Here is a 15,435-nt window from a genome sequence, read left to right on the forward strand (position 1 = left end):
CCCTGATTATCGTTTTGCTTCAAGATTGGCCATGCTCAACTGGGTTTCTCTGGTGACCCAACATCCTTTGCCATCCGGTACAATCTCAATCAAATCCACGCTAGTGTCAGTGATCCTGATCACCCGCCCCTGATCCAATCCCATGTGCTGATTGAGACCAACCCGTATGGATTGGCCATCCGGCGTCCGGACCAGAGCCCACAGCTGCCCTTGCTGGCCAAGGGAGCCCTGCATGATGAGGTTGGCCAGAGAGTACCTCTCCAGTACCTCCTTCTCCCGGTTGGCCACTATCTGGGCACAATCAGGCTTTACCTTGGCATCAACCTTGGCACTGCTGGTCTCCGGCTGGGGAGTAATAAAGGGGCTACGCTGCTCACTGAGGCGATAAGCCATGGGAGAAAAGGGTTTGATTTCAGGCAATGGCTCAATGGGGACCGGCTTCCTGGCCTTGGTCTGAGCCACATAGTTATCCATGTCATCCTGGCCACTGCAGGCGGTCAGCAAACACACCGACAACAGCACGCAGATCATTCTCATTTTTGCTGCCCCACTGACTTGCCGTTGTACTTGTAGGTCTTGGCCAGCATCGACATGGCGATCAGCTCATCTTCTCCCTTGCTCTGGCCAAGGTTGAACGACTCAAGGATAACGATGCGCGGCAAAGCCGCCATGTCCGCCGTGAACTTGCCAATCTGATTGTAGGTGCCCACCACTTCGATACGCATGGGCAGTTCGGTGGAAAACTCGTGCTTGATCTCCGGCTCCCAGTTGATGCGATTCAATTTGAGGCCATTGTCGGTCGCGATGAAACTGATATCGTCCAGCAAACCCGCCACCTCATGGGTGTTGGGTAACTGCTTGAGTTGGGCATCCACCAGTTGTTCAAGCTGCACCATTTGCGCCTTGTATGCGCCCAGATTGGCCGCAAGCATCGCCTTGCTCTCAAACTGCCCCTTCAGCTCCGCCTCTTTATTTGTCTCCTGAGTCAGCAAGGTCAACGAATTTGCTATCACGTAGTAATAGATGGCCCCCCCCAGCAGCGCACAGAAAAACAGAATGAAAATCCCTTTGGCCAGCTTGGGCCAGCTGGCAATGCTGCTGAGATCCAGTTCATTGAGTTGTTGCAGGTTCATTGTTGTCCCTTAGTCACATCGACGTTGACGCCGGCTGTCGTCGCGACCAGAAACATCATGGAGAACTGACTCAGCGACACAGGTGCGACATCTGCCGCAAAAATCGTGCTGATCTGTGACTGGCTCAGCCAGCCGGAGCCATCGATGCGCCGCATCATGCTGGCGACCCTGCCATAGGCTTCGGTCTTGCCGTTGACGTCGATCCGGTTGCTTTGCAAAGCAAGCGTGTTCAGATAAATCCCATTGGGCACCAGCGAAGGCAGCTGATTGAACAGGCGAACCGGCAGATTGCGACGCATCTGCAGCTGTTCAATCAACTGCATGCGATCGATCAGCTCCTTGCGTCGCTCCTTGAGCAAGCGGATCTCGCCAAGTTGCGCATCGAGTATGGTCATCTCTTGCAGCAAACGCTGATTGCGCTGCTGCTGATGGCTGATCTGCTGCTTCACCAGCCAGTCGGCGGCAAAGCCGAGAGAGGCGGTGATCGCCAGGAAAATCCCGAGCATGACCCCGAACTGTTTCTTCTGGCGCAGGGCGCGGGCTTCACGCCAGGGAAGGAGGTTTATATTTGACATGGTGTGAAGCTCCTCAATGCCAGTCCCAGCGCCGTCATGTACCTGGCACCATGGACCACACCGCCCTCCCCTTTAGGCTTGCCGAACAAGCTGAAAGGATCCGGATGCAACACCTCACAATTGAGTTCATCTTGCAGTTGACTGACAAGCCCGGGCAGCAGGCTCCCGCCTCCGGTCAGGACAAGCTTTGACAACTCCCGATAGCCAGAGGAGCTGCAAAACAGCTGAACGTTGCGCCTGACTTGCTGCAACAGGGCATTGATATGGGGTAACAGCACATCCAGCTCATGGTCAGCGGGCAGAGTGCCTTTGATCTTGGCCTGCTCGGCTTCCTCCAGGCTCATGCTGTAAAAAGAGGAGAGTGCCTGACTGTATTGATCCCCGCCAAAATTCTGCAGTCTGGAATAAATCGTCTGGCCTTTGACCAAGGCCGCAAACGTCATGGCACTGGCCCCGATATCGATCACTCCAACCGGTTTGTCCCAGGCAAGCAGCTCGGGCTGGCAGGCGAGGACGGCGCGCCCAAGGGCATGAGCTCCCACATCCACCACCTTGGTGGTCATGCCCGCCTCTGCCAGGGCGCTGACCCGCCCGTTCACGCTTTCGGTACGGGCCGCACTCAACAACACTTCCTGCCGGTCCTGATCACTGGCCAGGCTCAGGATCTCAAAATCCAGGCTCACTTCATCGAGGGGGAAAGGGATGATCTGCTCGGCTTCCAGCTGCACCTGATTTTCCAGTTCATTTTCGCTGAGGCGAGCATCGACCTGGATCACCTTGGTAATGACATTGGAGCCAGTAACGGCAGTGGCCGCATACTGGCTGTTGCCATTGATAAGGCGCTTGAGTGTCTTGAGAGACTGGCTGACCCGTTCGATATCCTGCAACTGGTAATCGACCAGGGTGCCCTTGGGGGTGACGACTTCCGCCACCGATTCGAGATGCAGTTTGCCGGGGCGACCAGTAATGGTCACGGCCTTGATGGTCTGGCTCCCAAAATCAATGCCTGCCAAGGGAAGCAAGGAACCTTTATTGAATAGCCCAAACATATACACATCCATGCGTTATTGGGTTTTAGGATTGATTGTAGGACAGCTCACGGCAAGGTGATGGCTTAACTCATCCTAAATGCTCTATCTATCAATGTCATAAAGTTTGTACCGAAAAGTGATGCATCTCGCTTTCTGGCTGCCCCCACCTCCCCTTGGTTATTGAGCCACAGAATGCTAACCTCCCGCCTCTTGTCGAGGACCCTGACTACGAACAGGAAAACCTCGAATTTACGGAGGCAAAAGGGCTATACTCTGCGCCCGTTGGCTAATTTTAAGACGATTGGTAGTTCTTCCATGCTGAAATGGCTCGTACGCCTGTTTATTGTCATGATACTGGGTGCAGTGCTGGGTGTTGCCAGCCTCATCGGTATCTACTTCTACATCAAGCCCCAATTGCCGGATGTGACCGCTCTGCGCGACGTCAAGCTGGCCACCCCGATGAAGGTGTACAGCCGGGATGGGGAATTGATCTCCCAATTTGGCGAAATTCGTCGCATCCCTCTGCATCTGAACGAAATTCCCCAATCCATGATCGATGCCGTGCTCGCGACCGAGGATGCCCGCTTCTATGAGCATCCGGGTATCGACCCGATCGGTATCGTTCGGGCGGCCACTGTCTGGGCTGTTTCCGGCCAGGCTCGCCAGGGTGCCAGTACCATCACCCAGCAGGTCGCCCGCAACTTCTTCCTGAGCAACGAAAAAACCATAGTGCGCAAGGTCAAGGAGGTGTTTCTGGCCTGGCGCATCGAGCAGAATCTCTCCAAAGACGAAATTCTGCAGCTCTATCTGAACAAGATCCCCCTCGGTTACCGTGCCTTCGGGGTCGGCGCAGCCGCTCAGGTCTACTTCGGCAAAGAGGTCAAGGATTTGACCCTGGACGAGATCGCCATCATAGCCGGCTTGCCCAAGGCACCGTCCATGCTGAACCCGATCCGTTCACCGGAACGTGCCTTTGCCCGCCGCAACGTGGTGCTGGGTCGTATGCTGGAAACCGGCAAGATCACCCAGGCCCAGTATGACGAGGCGTCCAAGATGCCCATCAAGGCCCGTTATCACGGTGCCGAGATCACCCTCAATGCTCCCTATCTCGGGGAGATGGTGCGCCAGAAGATGGTGCAGCAATTCGGTGAAGATACCTACACCATGGGCCTGCACGTCTATACCACTGTCAGTGCCAAGCGCCAGCGCGCCGCCCGTCAGGCCTTGCTGGATGGGGTGTTCGACTATGACACTCGTCACGGCTACCGTGGCGTGACAGCCCAGCTGTGGAAATCAGGCGAAGCCGATTGGGATTACGAGCAGATAATGGCCCATCTGGCCAAGCAACCTACTTATGAACCCCTGATAGCGGCCGTGGTCACCAAGCTGGATGACAAGGGGGCGACCCTGGTGCTGAAAAATGGCAAGCAGGCTGAGCTTGGCTGGAACGGCATCAAGTGGGCTCGCGCCTTCATCACGGACGATCGCCAGGGCTACGCCCCCCGTTCCGCCCGTGATGTGCTGAAAGTTGGCGCCCAGATCTGGGTCCGAGAGAAGGGCGAAGCCTTGCTGCTCTCCCAGATCCCCGAGGTCAACGCTGCTCTGGTGGCCATGAATCCGCAGGATGGTGCCATAGAGGGACTGGTCGGCGGTTTCAGCTTCGAGCTGTCCAAATTCAACCGGGTCGATCAGGCACGCCGCCAGATAGGTTCCAACATCAAGCCTTTCCTCTATGCCACAGCGCTTGAGCAGGGCTATACCCTGGCCTCCCTCATCAACGATGCCCCCATCAACCAGTGGGATCCCTCCAAGGGCCCCATGTGGCAGCCCAAGAACTCCCCGGCCATCTACGAAGGTCCCACCTCACTGCGTCTCGGCCTTGCCAAGTCCAAGAACGTAATGTCGGTGCGGCTGATGCGCGCCATCGGTCTGGACACCTATATCGACGGTCTGACCCGCTTCGGATTCGCGCGCGATACCATCTCCGCCAACGAATCGCTGGCTCTGGGAGCCGCCGAATTCACCCCACTGGAAGTGGTGCGTGGCTATTCAGTCCTCGCCAATGGCGGCTTCCAGGTGACCCCCTACTTCATCACGGAAGTAGTCGACAGCTTTGGCGTCCCCGTTTATCAGGCCAATCCGGCTGCAGCCTGCCGTGATTGCGGCGTACTGGCGGCGGCAGGCCTCGACAGTGCCGATGCCTATGCCAATACAGCTCCTGACTGGAAGGCCCAGTGCCCTATCGATCCTGTCGTGCCCAACAACATGGCGCCGCAGACCATCAGTGCCCAGAGCGCTTTCCTGGTCACAGATACCCTGACCACCGCCATCTGGGGTGGCAATGGCTGGCGCGGTACCGGCTGGCGCGCGGCGCGGGATCTCAAGCGTCACGATATCTCCGGCAAGACGGGTACCACCAACGAATCTCGTGATGCCTGGTTCTCCGGCTATACCCCGAATCTGGTCGCCACTTCCTGGATCGGTTTTGACAACCACCAGCGTGGTTTGGGCCGGGCCGAGTTTGGCGGCGGAGCTGCGCAGCCCATCTGGATCGACTTCATGAAGACGGCGCTCAAACAGGTACCCGAGCGCAAGATGCCGGTACCGGAGGGGATCATCACGGTGCGGATCGACCGTGAAACCGGTCTGCTGACCAACCGCGCAGACGGCAGCACCGAGGAGTTCTTCAAGGAAGGCACGGAACCGACCCGCTTTGCGACCCAGAGCTCGGACGGCAATCAGGTGTATGGCGGCGATGGCTCGCCCACTGACGGACCCGTCTCCACCGACGATATCTTCTAAGCAACACCAGATGACAAAACCGGCGCCAAGGCGCCGGTTTTCTTTTTCTACGCCTGCAATGTCAGCCGAGCAGGCTCTTCATCAGGCTGGAAATGCGGGAGGCCAGCTCGTTGAAGCAGGGCCTGCGTACCGAGTAGTGACGATAGAGCAGTGAGATGGTACGTCCCGGCACTGGGTCGACCACAGGCCGATAGCTGACGCCACCTTCCTCGGCATTGGCAGGCACGGCAAGCCTGGGCACCAGGGTCATGCCACTGCCGGCAGCGACCATGTTGCGCAGCGTCTCCAGACTGGTGCCCTTGAAGCGGTGATCCTCACCAATGCCGGCGGCAAAACAGAATCCCATCGCCTGATCCCGCAAGCAGTGACCATCGGCCAGCATCAGCAACTTCTTGCCCTTGAGATTGCTGAGCGGCACAGCCCTGGCCTTGGCTTCCGGGTGGTGCTGCGGCACCGCCAGCCACATGGGCTCCTGATAGAGGGGGATGGAGCCAAACCCTTCCATGCCGTCCAGCTCGGCGAGGATGAGGCAATCCAGCTCTCCCTCCTCCAGCCGTTTGAGCAGCAACTGGGTTTGCTCCTCATAGAGGTAGAACTCCAGCTTGGGAAAATGCTCGCGCAGATCCTGAATGATGTGGGGCAACAGATAGGGACCAACGGTGGGAATGAAGCCGATATGGATCTCGCCAGACATGGGCTCGGCAAAGTGCTGGCCTATGTTCTTGAGTTCACGCACCTCTTTTAGCACCTTGCGCGCCTGATGGGCCATGGCATCACCGGCAGGGGTAAACAGCACCTTGCGGGAGGTACGCTCAATCAGGATCACCCCCAGCTCATCCTCCAGCTTGCGCAGCTGACCGCTCAGGGTAGGCTGGCTGACAAAGCAGCGCTCCGCCGCCTTGCGAAAGTGTTTCTCCTCTTCAAGTGCCACCAAATACTCGAGATCGCGAAGGTTCATACATCCAGAATCCTGCCAACCAAATGGGCCATTAGCATGCCCAAGAACGGCGAGAGGGACAAGGGATGGTGGCAGAGCAGGAAATCAGGCCTGACTAAAAACAGAGCGGGCCCGAATATGGGATCCGGACCCGCTCTATGGATTGATGCCTCCCGATGATCACACCCGGAAGCGGCGCACCATCTCCTGCAGCTGGTTCGCCAGGTGATTGAGGTCGTTACAGGCTTGCGCCATCTGGGTCGCACCGGCCGCCACCTCTTCCGAGGCGTGGCTGATGTTGACCACGTTGCGGTTGAGCTCTTCGCTCACCGCCCCCTGCTCTTCGGTTGCGGTGGCAATCTGGATGTTCATGTGGGAGATGCTCTCTACCGAATTGCTGATCTCCGAAATGGACAGTCCCGCCTCCCGGGCTGTGCTCACGGTGGAGTTCATCATCTCCTGGCTCTGCTGCATGGTAGTGCCAGCCTGCTCGGCCCGCTGCTGCAGCTCGGCGATGATGGTGTTGATCTGGGAAGTGGAGTCCTGAGTGCGTTTGGCCAGGGTGCGCACTTCATCGGCCACCACGGCAAACCCACGGCCCTGCTCACCGGCCCGTGCCGCTTCGATGGCGGCGTTCAACGCCAGCAGGTTGGTCTGCTCGGCTATGCCACGAATGACCTCCAGTACCATGCCGATATTGCGGCTGTCATCGCCGAGCTGGCGGATCACCACTGCCGTGCTCTCGATAGCACCGGCCACCTGCTCAATGCGCTTGATGGAGTCGTTGACGGTATTGGCTCCCAGCTCGGCGGAGCTGCTTACCTGAGTCGCTGCACTGGCGGCGTCACTGGTATTGCGGGAGACCTCCTGCACTGTGGCCTGCATCTCGTTCATGGCGGTGGCCAGCTGGTTCAGCTCATGCTGCTGATTGTTCATATTGCTGGCGGATTGACGGGCGACGGCGCTTATCTCTTCCGCCGCTGAGCTGAGTTGCACCACAGAGCCAGACACCTCGCTGACCAGATTGCGCAAATTTCCCTGCATCTCGCCAAACCCCTTGGCCAGCTTGCCCAACTCGTCGTTATTGAACCACTTCAAGTCGAGGTGAGCAGCCAGGTCCCCCGCTGCGACCTTGCCCACCAGCTCCAGCAATTTGTTGACCGGTTGCTTGATCTGCTGGGTCAGATACCAGGCCACCAGCACCACAAAGATCAGCGTCACCAGCCCGATGGCCATACTGAGCTGCTTGGCGGACTCGTATGTCTGATCGCCGTTTCGCTCCATCGTCCGCCCAATCCGATCATTAATCTCATGCAAAGTCGTGGTGAGCTTGGTCGCCTGCTCCAGGGTTGTGCGCGTCAAGCCGTCCCGATAATCCCCTATGCGGGCACTGTCGTTCTGCATCACAGCCTGATAGAGCTGATCATGGGCACTGAAATAGGCCTCCCCTGCTGGCTGCAAGGCTGCATATGTCTGCTCTTCATCGGTCGCATTGAATGTCAGGCGCCCATAGTCAGCCACAGCCTTGGCAAAGCGCCCTTTTGCTTCAGTGACGCTGTCGTTGCGTCTTGTGATGTCGGCGCTGTCATTGTTGGCACGGGCGATCACCATGGCCAACTGGGCTCTGCGTGCATCCAGCAAGGCTACCTGCATCTGACTTGCATACCGAATGGAAGGTACCAGATTATCGGTAATGAGCTGGGTATTGTTGTTCAGGTAGGAGAGCCGGGAGATCCCGAAGCCAGCCAGCACAAACACAAGCAGCGCCAGCACCGCAAACCCTGTACTCAACTTCTGACCGATAGACATATTTTTGAACATGATTGATATCCTTGGCAGCTGGACGCAAACCCGTGGAGCCACACTCCCGAGCAACTTCCCATAAAGCATAGCGTGATGAGTGCAAGCGGATGATTTTCAAACTATCCGTCAATCGATATATCGTCATATCAGCCAAGGCCTCGGCGCAGGGCGGGTAGATGAAAAGCGACATCTCGCCACCAAGCCCCCTGCTCATCCTGCGCCTCAACAGCAGGGTAAGGAATTCAACGTCCCATCAGCTCCCGGAGCTTGCGAGCAAATGCATCCGGTTCCCCCAGGAAGGACGAAGCCGACACAGGTGTCACTTTGGCACCCTGCACCAGACCCAGAGTGGGATAGCCCTGACCGCCGAGGCGGCGCATCCAGCCCTGGCTGTCCGCCAGATGAGTGGTCAGATCCACGTTCTGATAGGCATCAGCAAATGCAGCTGAGTCAATGCCCTGCTCTGCCGCCAGACTGCTCAGGTGCGCGAGGGAACCGACCCAGATGCCATCGCGATAATGGGACTGCTGGATGCGATGAAGCAGGGCCAGGCCATTGCCACCCAACGCCGTGATCGCCAGGATGGCACGGATGGGCGGTTCTGAATCGAGCAAGAGGCCATCACTGAGCAGCAAGTCGTTGAAGTAGCGCTCGCCGAAGGGCTGGCCGGTAAGGGCCTGGATCCGCTCGTCATGAGGGCGAACGTAATCGCGCAGTGCCAGGCCCATGGGCTGGCGACGCTCGCCAAGCCAGAGGCCGCCGGCATGGAGTTCAATGCGAAGGCCCGCTATCCCGGCAGCCGCTTGCAGCAAGGGGGCTGCGCCATAGCACCAGCCGCAGAGGGGGTCATATACGTAATGCAGGCTTGTCTCTTTCATGTGATTCACTCTCGATTGTCTGGCTAAAAAAAACCGGGCCCCAGGGCCCGGCAAAAAACACAGGGAAAGCAGGCTCAGTGGCTTACCACTTCATTTCGCCGGTGTTGACCTTGGCGCCGATGGCCAGGCCGTCATCGACCGGCAGGGACGGGAAGGCTTTCTTCATGCTTTCAATCAACTCGCCAGAATTCTTGGATGTGGCCAGCTCCTGCTCGAAACGCTGTACGTAGTCACGGGTAAAGGTCACGGCTTCGGTTCCCTTGGGCTCAGTGCCCAGGAAGTGGCCCGGTACGACGCGCTCGGGCTTCATCGCCTGCAATTCGTTGAGGGTCTTCACCCAGTGAGCACGGGCTTCCTTGGTCTGGCTGTCCGCCATCCACACGTGAACACCGTGATAAACCGGTACACCACCGAATGCGGTCTTGATGGACGGCGCCCAGAGGTAAGCGGTCGGGGTGTTCATCTCTTTGATTTCAATCTTTTCCCCTTCCAGGGTCAGGTGGTTGGCCGTCAGTACCTGAGGTACTGTCAGGCTCTTGGGTGAGCCGTCGCCCAAAATAGGTCCCCAATAGGTCAGCTTGTCATCTTTGGTCTTGTTGATGTGGTCGATCACATGCTGGTCTGCCAGCACTTTGACGCCAGGGAATGCAGCTAGGATGGGCTCCAGACCAAAGTAGAAATCGGGGTCGCCCGCGCTGATATAAACGGTGGTCAACTGCTTGCCGCTTTTCTTGATCATGTCGACCAGGGCCTGACCGTTTTTCACATCAAACTGGGCGTCGATCAGAATGGCCTCTTTGTCGCCAGCCACCAGGGAGGAAGAGACCGGGAAGATCGCTTTCTCGCCCGGGTTGTAGACAGTCACGGTCAGGGGGCCCGCCAGGGCAGCGCCACTCAACAGGGTGGTAGCCAGGGTCAGATTGCGGATCAGGGTATTGTTCATCGGGTATTCCTTATCAAGTCATCGGGTGGTTCATCAGATGGACACAGTTTATTGGATCATTAACGGTACAAATACAGCATAATAAGCGCATCACTATTGCATTAATCGAACATATAGAGGACCTGCACATGGATCGACTGACCGCATTACGGGTCTTTGTCAGCGTAGTCGAACAGGGCAGCCTGAGTGGCGCCGGGGAGAAGCTGGAGATGTCGCGCGCCATGGTGACGCGCTATCTGGCGGAACTGGAACAGTGGATGGGGGCTCGTCTGCTGCATCGCACCACACGCAGACTGAGCCTGACCGGCCCGGGGGAAGAAGCACTGAACCGGGCCAGAGCCATGCTGGCGCTGGGGGAAGAGATGGAGCAGATCGCCATCCGGGGCGATGAGGCTCCCAAGGGACAACTGCGTATCACCAGCAGCTACTCCCTATCGGAAGCCCTGCTGGTGGGGGCTGCCAATGACTACCTGGCCCAGTATGCGGGTACCGCCATCGATATACTGCTGCTGGACCGCACCGTCAATCTGGTGGAGGAGCGGATCGACTTGGCCATTCGCATCACCAATGATCTGGATCCCAACCTGGTGGCCCGCCGGCTCGGCACCTGCCACTCAGTGGTCTGTGCCAGCCCGGCTTATCTGGCAAGACACCCGACTCCACAGAAAGTGCAGGATCTCGCCCTGCACAACTGCCTCACCTACACCTATTTTGGCAAGAGCCTGTGGGAGTTTCAGGGGCCGGCCGGACCGGAATCTGTGCCAGTCAGCGGCAATCTCAGCGCCAACATCTCCAACCTGCTGCTGGAGGCCACACTGGGCGGGGCAGGCATCAGCATGCAGCCCCGCTACTCGGCGCAACCTTATCTGGAAAGCGGTGCTCTGGTGCCCCTGCTGAGCCAGTGGCAACCCAAGCGGCTCGGCGTCTACGGTGTGTATGGTACCCGCAAACAGATGTCTCCCCTGCTGCGCAGCTTCCTCGATTTTCTGGTGGTCAGAATGGGGGCCGACCCCATGTGGCAGGAGTAAAGCGACGCCATGCAAAAGGGGCCCGCAGGCCCCTTTTCACTGTATATCCCGGTCAGTTGTAGCCGGATCAGGCTTCAAAACCAGTCAATGGCGCCTCGGACTGAGCCTCCTGAGCCACATCCAGATAGATCTCCCGATACGCCACATAGATGGAGTAGTTGAGGGCCGGTATCACCACCAGCAGGCCAATCAACATCAGAGCGGCACCAAACAGCATCAGACCAGCCGTGATCAGGCCCCACCAGAGGAAAGGCCACATGTTGGTGAGACAACCCCTGAAACTCAGTCTGGCTGCCTGCAATATGCCCATATCGTGGAAATAGATGAGGGCGGGTGCGAAGGTGATGGCCATCAATACAGGGATCAGCAGTGCCAGTCCCAGCAACAGACAGAGCAAGAGCCCTTGCGCCTGAGCCACGCTCACCACCATGGATTCGGGATCCTGGGTCAGCAGGGAGGTCAGCCCCCACATGGAGAGCAGTCCCAGGCAAATGAGACCTATCAAGGTGAACAGGGCCAGCACCAGCAGGCCCCCCAGTATCAGCGGGGTCAGCTTGTTGCGAAACCCGGCGAAGAAGTCGGCAAACTTGAGCTGATTACCCTCGTAACCTCGCTGGGCCACTACCACCCAGCCAGCACCCCACACCATATAAAGCAACTGGGAGATGAGGCCGCCCGCCGGCAGGCTATCCAGCAGCAGACCGACCGCAAACCAGATCAGGACCATGGCGACGCTGACACCCATGCCCTTGTTGAAAATATCGAAGCCGGATCGTACCCAGACCCAGCCACGCCCGATGGGGTGACGGACGGGTTCGGCTCGCAGGGGGGACAATCCATTCATAACGTTTCCTCAGATGATAACGGGCTGGCTGCCGATTCTAGAGCCATGGGCCGGCTGACTCAATGGCGGTGACCATAGGTGAGCACTTCGCATGTCATGGCTGCTTGTATCAGGCGTTACGGTTATCATGAGAGACCCCCGCACCAGGGGCATTCACTTATTCAAGAGAATCCAAGATGCGTAAACTTCATCTGGCACTGATCCTGCTGGCCTCACTGCTGCTCAATCTCTGGCAATGGCAGGCCCAGCCTGCCACCGCAGACCATTCCCAACCCGAGCCCGATACCGGCCCCCGGACGGCGCAGTGCGATGGGGCTGCAAACCCGAACGCCAGCCAGAGCACGGGCCAGAACCTGATGGCCAAGCTGCCCGGCAAAAAAACGCAAGGGGAGCCAGCTACCACTCAGGAAGCCATTCCCCCCAATCCGGAGCTGGAGGCCGCCATCAGCCAGTGGAGCCAGTCCAGCGATGGCTCTGTGCTGATCGAGCGCCTCTACGATGCAGAGCAGGGCCGCCATCTCACCACGGTATTCGACCGGCTGGACGTGGTGGAGGATGTGCGCGGTCAGGTGCAGGAGCTGTTGCGCGAGCTCTACCGCCTCGGCTTCGATCACCCCGATGCCTATGAGCAGGAGAGCCAGCGGCTCTGGAGCAATATCAGCAACCTGCTGGGTGAGGATACCCGCACCCGGCTGGAGCAGGATCTCTACTCGGGTGACATCAATCGGCTGCTGGAGATCCAGGGCCGGCTGGCGGAACGCGGCGAGCTGCTGGCCCCCGACCAGCGCCAATCCCTGACGCGTCTGCTCAGTGATGCCAACCAGCAACTGTCCCAGCAGGAGAGTGGCGATGCCAGTACCTATCTGGAAAACCAGAAGGCCTATACCCAACGCGTGCTGGAGAGCAGCCGAGCCTTCCTGAACCCGAGCCAGCTGAAAGTGCTGCAAGAGATGCTGGAGCTGGATCTGGTGCGCCAGGAGGTCTCGGTCCAGATGGAGGCCATCTACCAGCACTTCCAGCCAGGCTCCTGATGCCCTTAACCTTGTTCGTTTGACCCAACCCATAGCGTGGATCTGTCATGAGAGTCGTTTGTTGTCTGTTGTTGCTATTGACCAGCCAGTCCGCCCTCGCCGAGGGATTTATCAGCCGTCTGCTCAATCACCCAGTACCCGGGGGTGTGGCCGTGGTACCACTCGGGAATGGGCTGCAGGCCCCCACAGTCCGCTATCAGGACAAGCCTGTGCTGGTCGTGCGAGAGGATGGCCAACGCTGGATTGCCATCGTCGGCATTCCCCTCAAAACCCCGCAGGGAACCCAGCAGCTGACGGTCAATGATGGCCGCACCCTCAGCTTCACTGTCACGCCCAAGCACTATCGCGAGCAGCACATCAAGCTCAAGAACAGCCGCCAGGTCAATCCGCTGGCCGAAGACATGGTGCGCATCAACCGCGAACTGGCCGAGCAGACCCGGGCCTATCAGACCTTCAGTCCCACCCAGCCCAGCAATTTGCTGTTCGACAAACCGGTCAAGGGGCCCCTCTCCAGCCCGTTTGGTCTGCGCCGCTTCTTCAATGGCGAGGAGCGCAACCCCCACTCAGGACTCGACTTCGCGGTCGGTGCCGGTACCCCCATCAAGGCACCGGCCGCCGGCAAGGTGATCCTGATTGGCAACTACTTCTTCAACGGCAATACGGTGTTCGTCGATCACGGCCAGGGGCTCATCAGCATGTTCTGTCACATGTCCAAGGTGGACGTGAAGCTGGGCCAGAGCCTGCCCCGCGGCGGCATCGTCGGTCGAGTCGGCGCAACCGGCCGTGCCACCGGCCCCCATATGCACTGGAACGTCAGCCTCAACGATGCCAGGGTCGATCCCGCCATCTTTATCGGGGCCTTCAAGCCCTGACTCGAGACAGCCAATCCAGCGCATCAGCCATGATGAGCAGACCGGATAAAACAGAAAAGGCAGCCAGGGCTGCCTTTTTCTGTTTTGGGGATACCGCTCAATGGGCGGAAATGTGCAATCCCGCTTCTTTGCGCATGGCGCGCCACATCACCAGCACCAGCACAGTGCTGCAAGTCGGCAACGCCAGCCAGACACCTGATACCCCCCACAGGGAGGAGAAGCCCCACAGGAAGCCGCCGATCAGCACCAGCTTGCCGCCGGTGAGCAGGGAGGCGATGCGCGCCCGGTTGATGGCCTGGAAGTAGGTTGCCCCCACCAGCAGCAAGCCCTCCATCGGCAGGCCCCAGAAGTAGAGCCAGATGCCGAGGCTCGCCACCGGCAAGAGGGCTGCATTGTCGCCGGCAAACAGGTAGACGACCCCCTCAGGCCACAGATAGAGCGGGATCACGCCACACAGTGCCACCAACAGGGTGACCCCCAGCGCCAGGTTGCGCACCCGCAACACCCGTTGCCAGTTGCCCGCCCCCGCGTTGAAGCTGGCGATGGGCTGTATGCCCATGGCGATCCCCTCGAAGATGAGATAGAAGAAGGCTTCGCTATAGCTGATGACGCCATAGGCTGCCACGTGCAGCGAGGTGCCCACCGCCAGCAGCGCCTTGTTGTGCAGCGCCAGCACCACCGACAGGTAGAGATACATCAGAAAGCTCGATACCCCGAGGCGCAGTGTCTCTCCCATCAGCCGCCAGTTCGGCGTCAGGGTATCCCAGCGAATACGCAACTGGCTGCGAGGGGTGAAAAAGTGCCACAGACAGAGTCCGCCGGTCACGGCTTGAGAGAGCATGGTCGCAATGGCCGCCCCCGCCAGTCCCCAGGGAATGACTGCCATCAGCAGATAGTCGAGCAGCACGTTGAGCACGCCACCGCCGACCAGGATCCAGGTGGTGAGACCCGGTCGCCCGTCGTTGCGCAGCAAGGCGGTAAATGCCATGGAGAGCACGGCAAATACCCCGAGCAAGGCATACCAGCGCAGGTAGGCCATGCCGGCGTTGAAGATCTCCCCCTCGGCTCCCATCCAGGAGAGCATGGCCTCACCATAGCGAATGCCGATAAAGGTGAGCACGGCCGAGGCCATCAGCACCATCACCAGCGCATTGCCGACGATGTGACGCGCAGTTGCCTGCTCCCCCTTGCCGAGGTAGAAGGAGGCGAGCGACGAGGAGCCCATGCCGATCAGCGCCCCCACCGCATAGAGCACGGCGCAGATGGGATAAGCCAGCATCATGCCCGCCAGTCCGTCCTGACCCAGGATATGGCCGACGAAGATGCCGTCTATGGTGACATAGATGCCGGTGACCAGCATGGCGGCCACGGTCGGCGTGACGTAGCGCAAAAACAGGCGAGAGAGTGGGGCCGTGCCCAGATCGACTGCAGACATAAGATGCTCAAAGGAGGGAGAAACGGCCAGAATCATAGCCAAACAAGGCCAGGATCGCCCGTTATTTATGTTACAAATCATTAATATGGAAAACTTTACCCGCTCCGGCCCCTGCTTTAGGCT

The 15,435-nt window shown here is 58.8% G+C and carries 14 protein-coding genes; 4 read left to right on the top strand and 10 right to left on the bottom strand.

Annotated features, from left to right (window positions below):
* Positions 1-6: 6 nt before the first annotated feature.
* From GWQ31_RS02280 to tapM, 4 genes are read right to left on the bottom strand one after another with little or no spacing between them, the layout of a single operon-like run.
* A complete protein-coding gene (locus GWQ31_RS02280) occupies positions 7-537 on the bottom strand; it encodes a pilus assembly protein PilP (protein WP_275908534.1) in 531 nt (176 codons plus the stop codon).
* Positions 534-1,133: a PilO family type IV pilus biogenesis protein TapO gene (gene tapO / locus GWQ31_RS02285; protein ID WP_059111487.1), complete on the bottom strand. Its 600-nt coding sequence runs from the start codon at positions 1,131-1,133 to the stop codon at positions 534-536. The genes GWQ31_RS02280 and tapO overlap by 4 nt, the downstream gene beginning before the upstream one ends.
* The gene (gene tapN / locus GWQ31_RS02290) at positions 1,130-1,708 is read right to left on the bottom strand and encodes a PilN family type IV pilus biogenesis protein TapN (RefSeq protein ID WP_275908535.1); all 579 of its coding nucleotides are present in this window, start codon (positions 1,706-1,708) and stop codon (positions 1,130-1,132) included. The genes tapO and tapN overlap by 4 nt, the downstream gene beginning before the upstream one ends.
* Positions 1,696-2,769, bottom strand: a complete 1,074-nt coding sequence (tapM, locus tag GWQ31_RS02295) for a PilM family type IVa pilus assembly protein TapM (RefSeq protein ID WP_265462767.1) — start codon at positions 2,767-2,769, stop codon at positions 1,696-1,698. Before tapM ends, tapN begins: the two co-directional genes overlap by 13 nt.
* Positions 2,770-3,054: 285 nt before the next feature.
* On the opposite strand from tapM, the gene GWQ31_RS02300 reads away from it, so the two are divergent.
* Positions 3,055-5,541 carry a PBP1A family penicillin-binding protein gene (locus tag GWQ31_RS02300; RefSeq protein ID WP_275908536.1) on the top strand — a complete coding sequence of 829 codons (2,487 nt, stop codon included), beginning with the start codon at positions 3,055-3,057 and terminating at the stop codon, positions 5,539-5,541.
* Positions 5,542-5,602: 61 nt separating this feature from the next.
* On the opposite strand, the gene oxyR is transcribed toward GWQ31_RS02300, so the two are convergent.
* The 4 genes from oxyR to GWQ31_RS02320 all read right to left on the bottom strand — a co-directional run bounded on the left by oxyR (position 5,603) and on the right by GWQ31_RS02320 (position 10,102).
* Positions 5,603-6,499, bottom strand: a complete 897-nt coding sequence (oxyR, locus tag GWQ31_RS02305) for a DNA-binding transcriptional regulator OxyR (RefSeq protein ID WP_234576462.1) — start codon at positions 6,497-6,499, stop codon at positions 5,603-5,605.
* Positions 6,500-6,658: 159 nt separating this feature from the next.
* Positions 6,659-8,299, bottom strand: a complete 1,641-nt coding sequence (locus GWQ31_RS02310) for a methyl-accepting chemotaxis protein (RefSeq protein WP_265433366.1) — start codon at positions 8,297-8,299, stop codon at positions 6,659-6,661.
* 224 nt (positions 8,300-8,523) lie between these two features.
* Complete coding sequence (locus tag GWQ31_RS02315; protein WP_275907765.1) at positions 8,524-9,159, bottom strand: DsbA family protein; 636 nt, start codon at positions 9,157-9,159, stop codon at positions 8,524-8,526.
* 82 nt (positions 9,160-9,241) lie between these two features.
* A complete protein-coding gene (locus tag GWQ31_RS02320; protein WP_159166972.1) occupies positions 9,242-10,102 on the bottom strand; it encodes a Vmh family MBL fold metallo-hydrolase in 861 nt (286 codons plus the stop codon).
* A 128-nt stretch (positions 10,103-10,230) separates the two neighbouring features.
* Between GWQ31_RS02320 and GWQ31_RS02325 the strand changes: the two genes are divergently transcribed.
* Complete coding sequence (locus GWQ31_RS02325; RefSeq protein WP_059111480.1) at positions 10,231-11,130, top strand: LysR family transcriptional regulator; 900 nt, start codon at positions 10,231-10,233, stop codon at positions 11,128-11,130.
* A 67-nt stretch (positions 11,131-11,197) separates the two neighbouring features.
* Here the strand turns inward: GWQ31_RS02325 and GWQ31_RS02330 are convergent, their stop codons facing one another.
* Positions 11,198-11,974, bottom strand: a complete 777-nt coding sequence (locus GWQ31_RS02330; RefSeq protein ID WP_275908537.1) for a BPSS1780 family membrane protein — start codon at positions 11,972-11,974, stop codon at positions 11,198-11,200.
* Positions 11,975-12,150: 176 nt separating this feature from the next.
* Between GWQ31_RS02330 and GWQ31_RS02335 the strand changes: the two genes are divergently transcribed.
* Positions 12,151-13,005: a hypothetical protein gene (locus GWQ31_RS02335; protein WP_275908538.1), complete on the top strand. Its 855-nt coding sequence runs from the start codon at positions 12,151-12,153 to the stop codon at positions 13,003-13,005.
* A gap of 47 nt (positions 13,006-13,052) precedes the next feature.
* Positions 13,053-13,877, top strand: coding sequence for a peptidoglycan DD-metalloendopeptidase family protein (locus tag GWQ31_RS02340; RefSeq protein ID WP_275908539.1), 825 nt, complete (start codon positions 13,053-13,055; stop codon positions 13,875-13,877).
* Positions 13,878-13,974: 97 nt separating this feature from the next.
* Here GWQ31_RS02340 and GWQ31_RS02345 read toward each other — a convergent pair whose 3' ends face one another.
* Complete coding sequence (locus GWQ31_RS02345) at positions 13,975-15,312, bottom strand: MATE family efflux transporter (RefSeq protein WP_275908540.1); 1,338 nt, start codon at positions 15,310-15,312, stop codon at positions 13,975-13,977.
* Positions 15,313-15,435: the final 123 nt, after the last annotated feature.

Origin of the sequence: Aeromonas sp. 2MA4, assembly GCF_029237305.1 — a bacterium.
Classification (GTDB): domain Bacteria; phylum Pseudomonadota; class Gammaproteobacteria; order Enterobacterales; family Aeromonadaceae; genus Aeromonas; species Aeromonas salmonicida.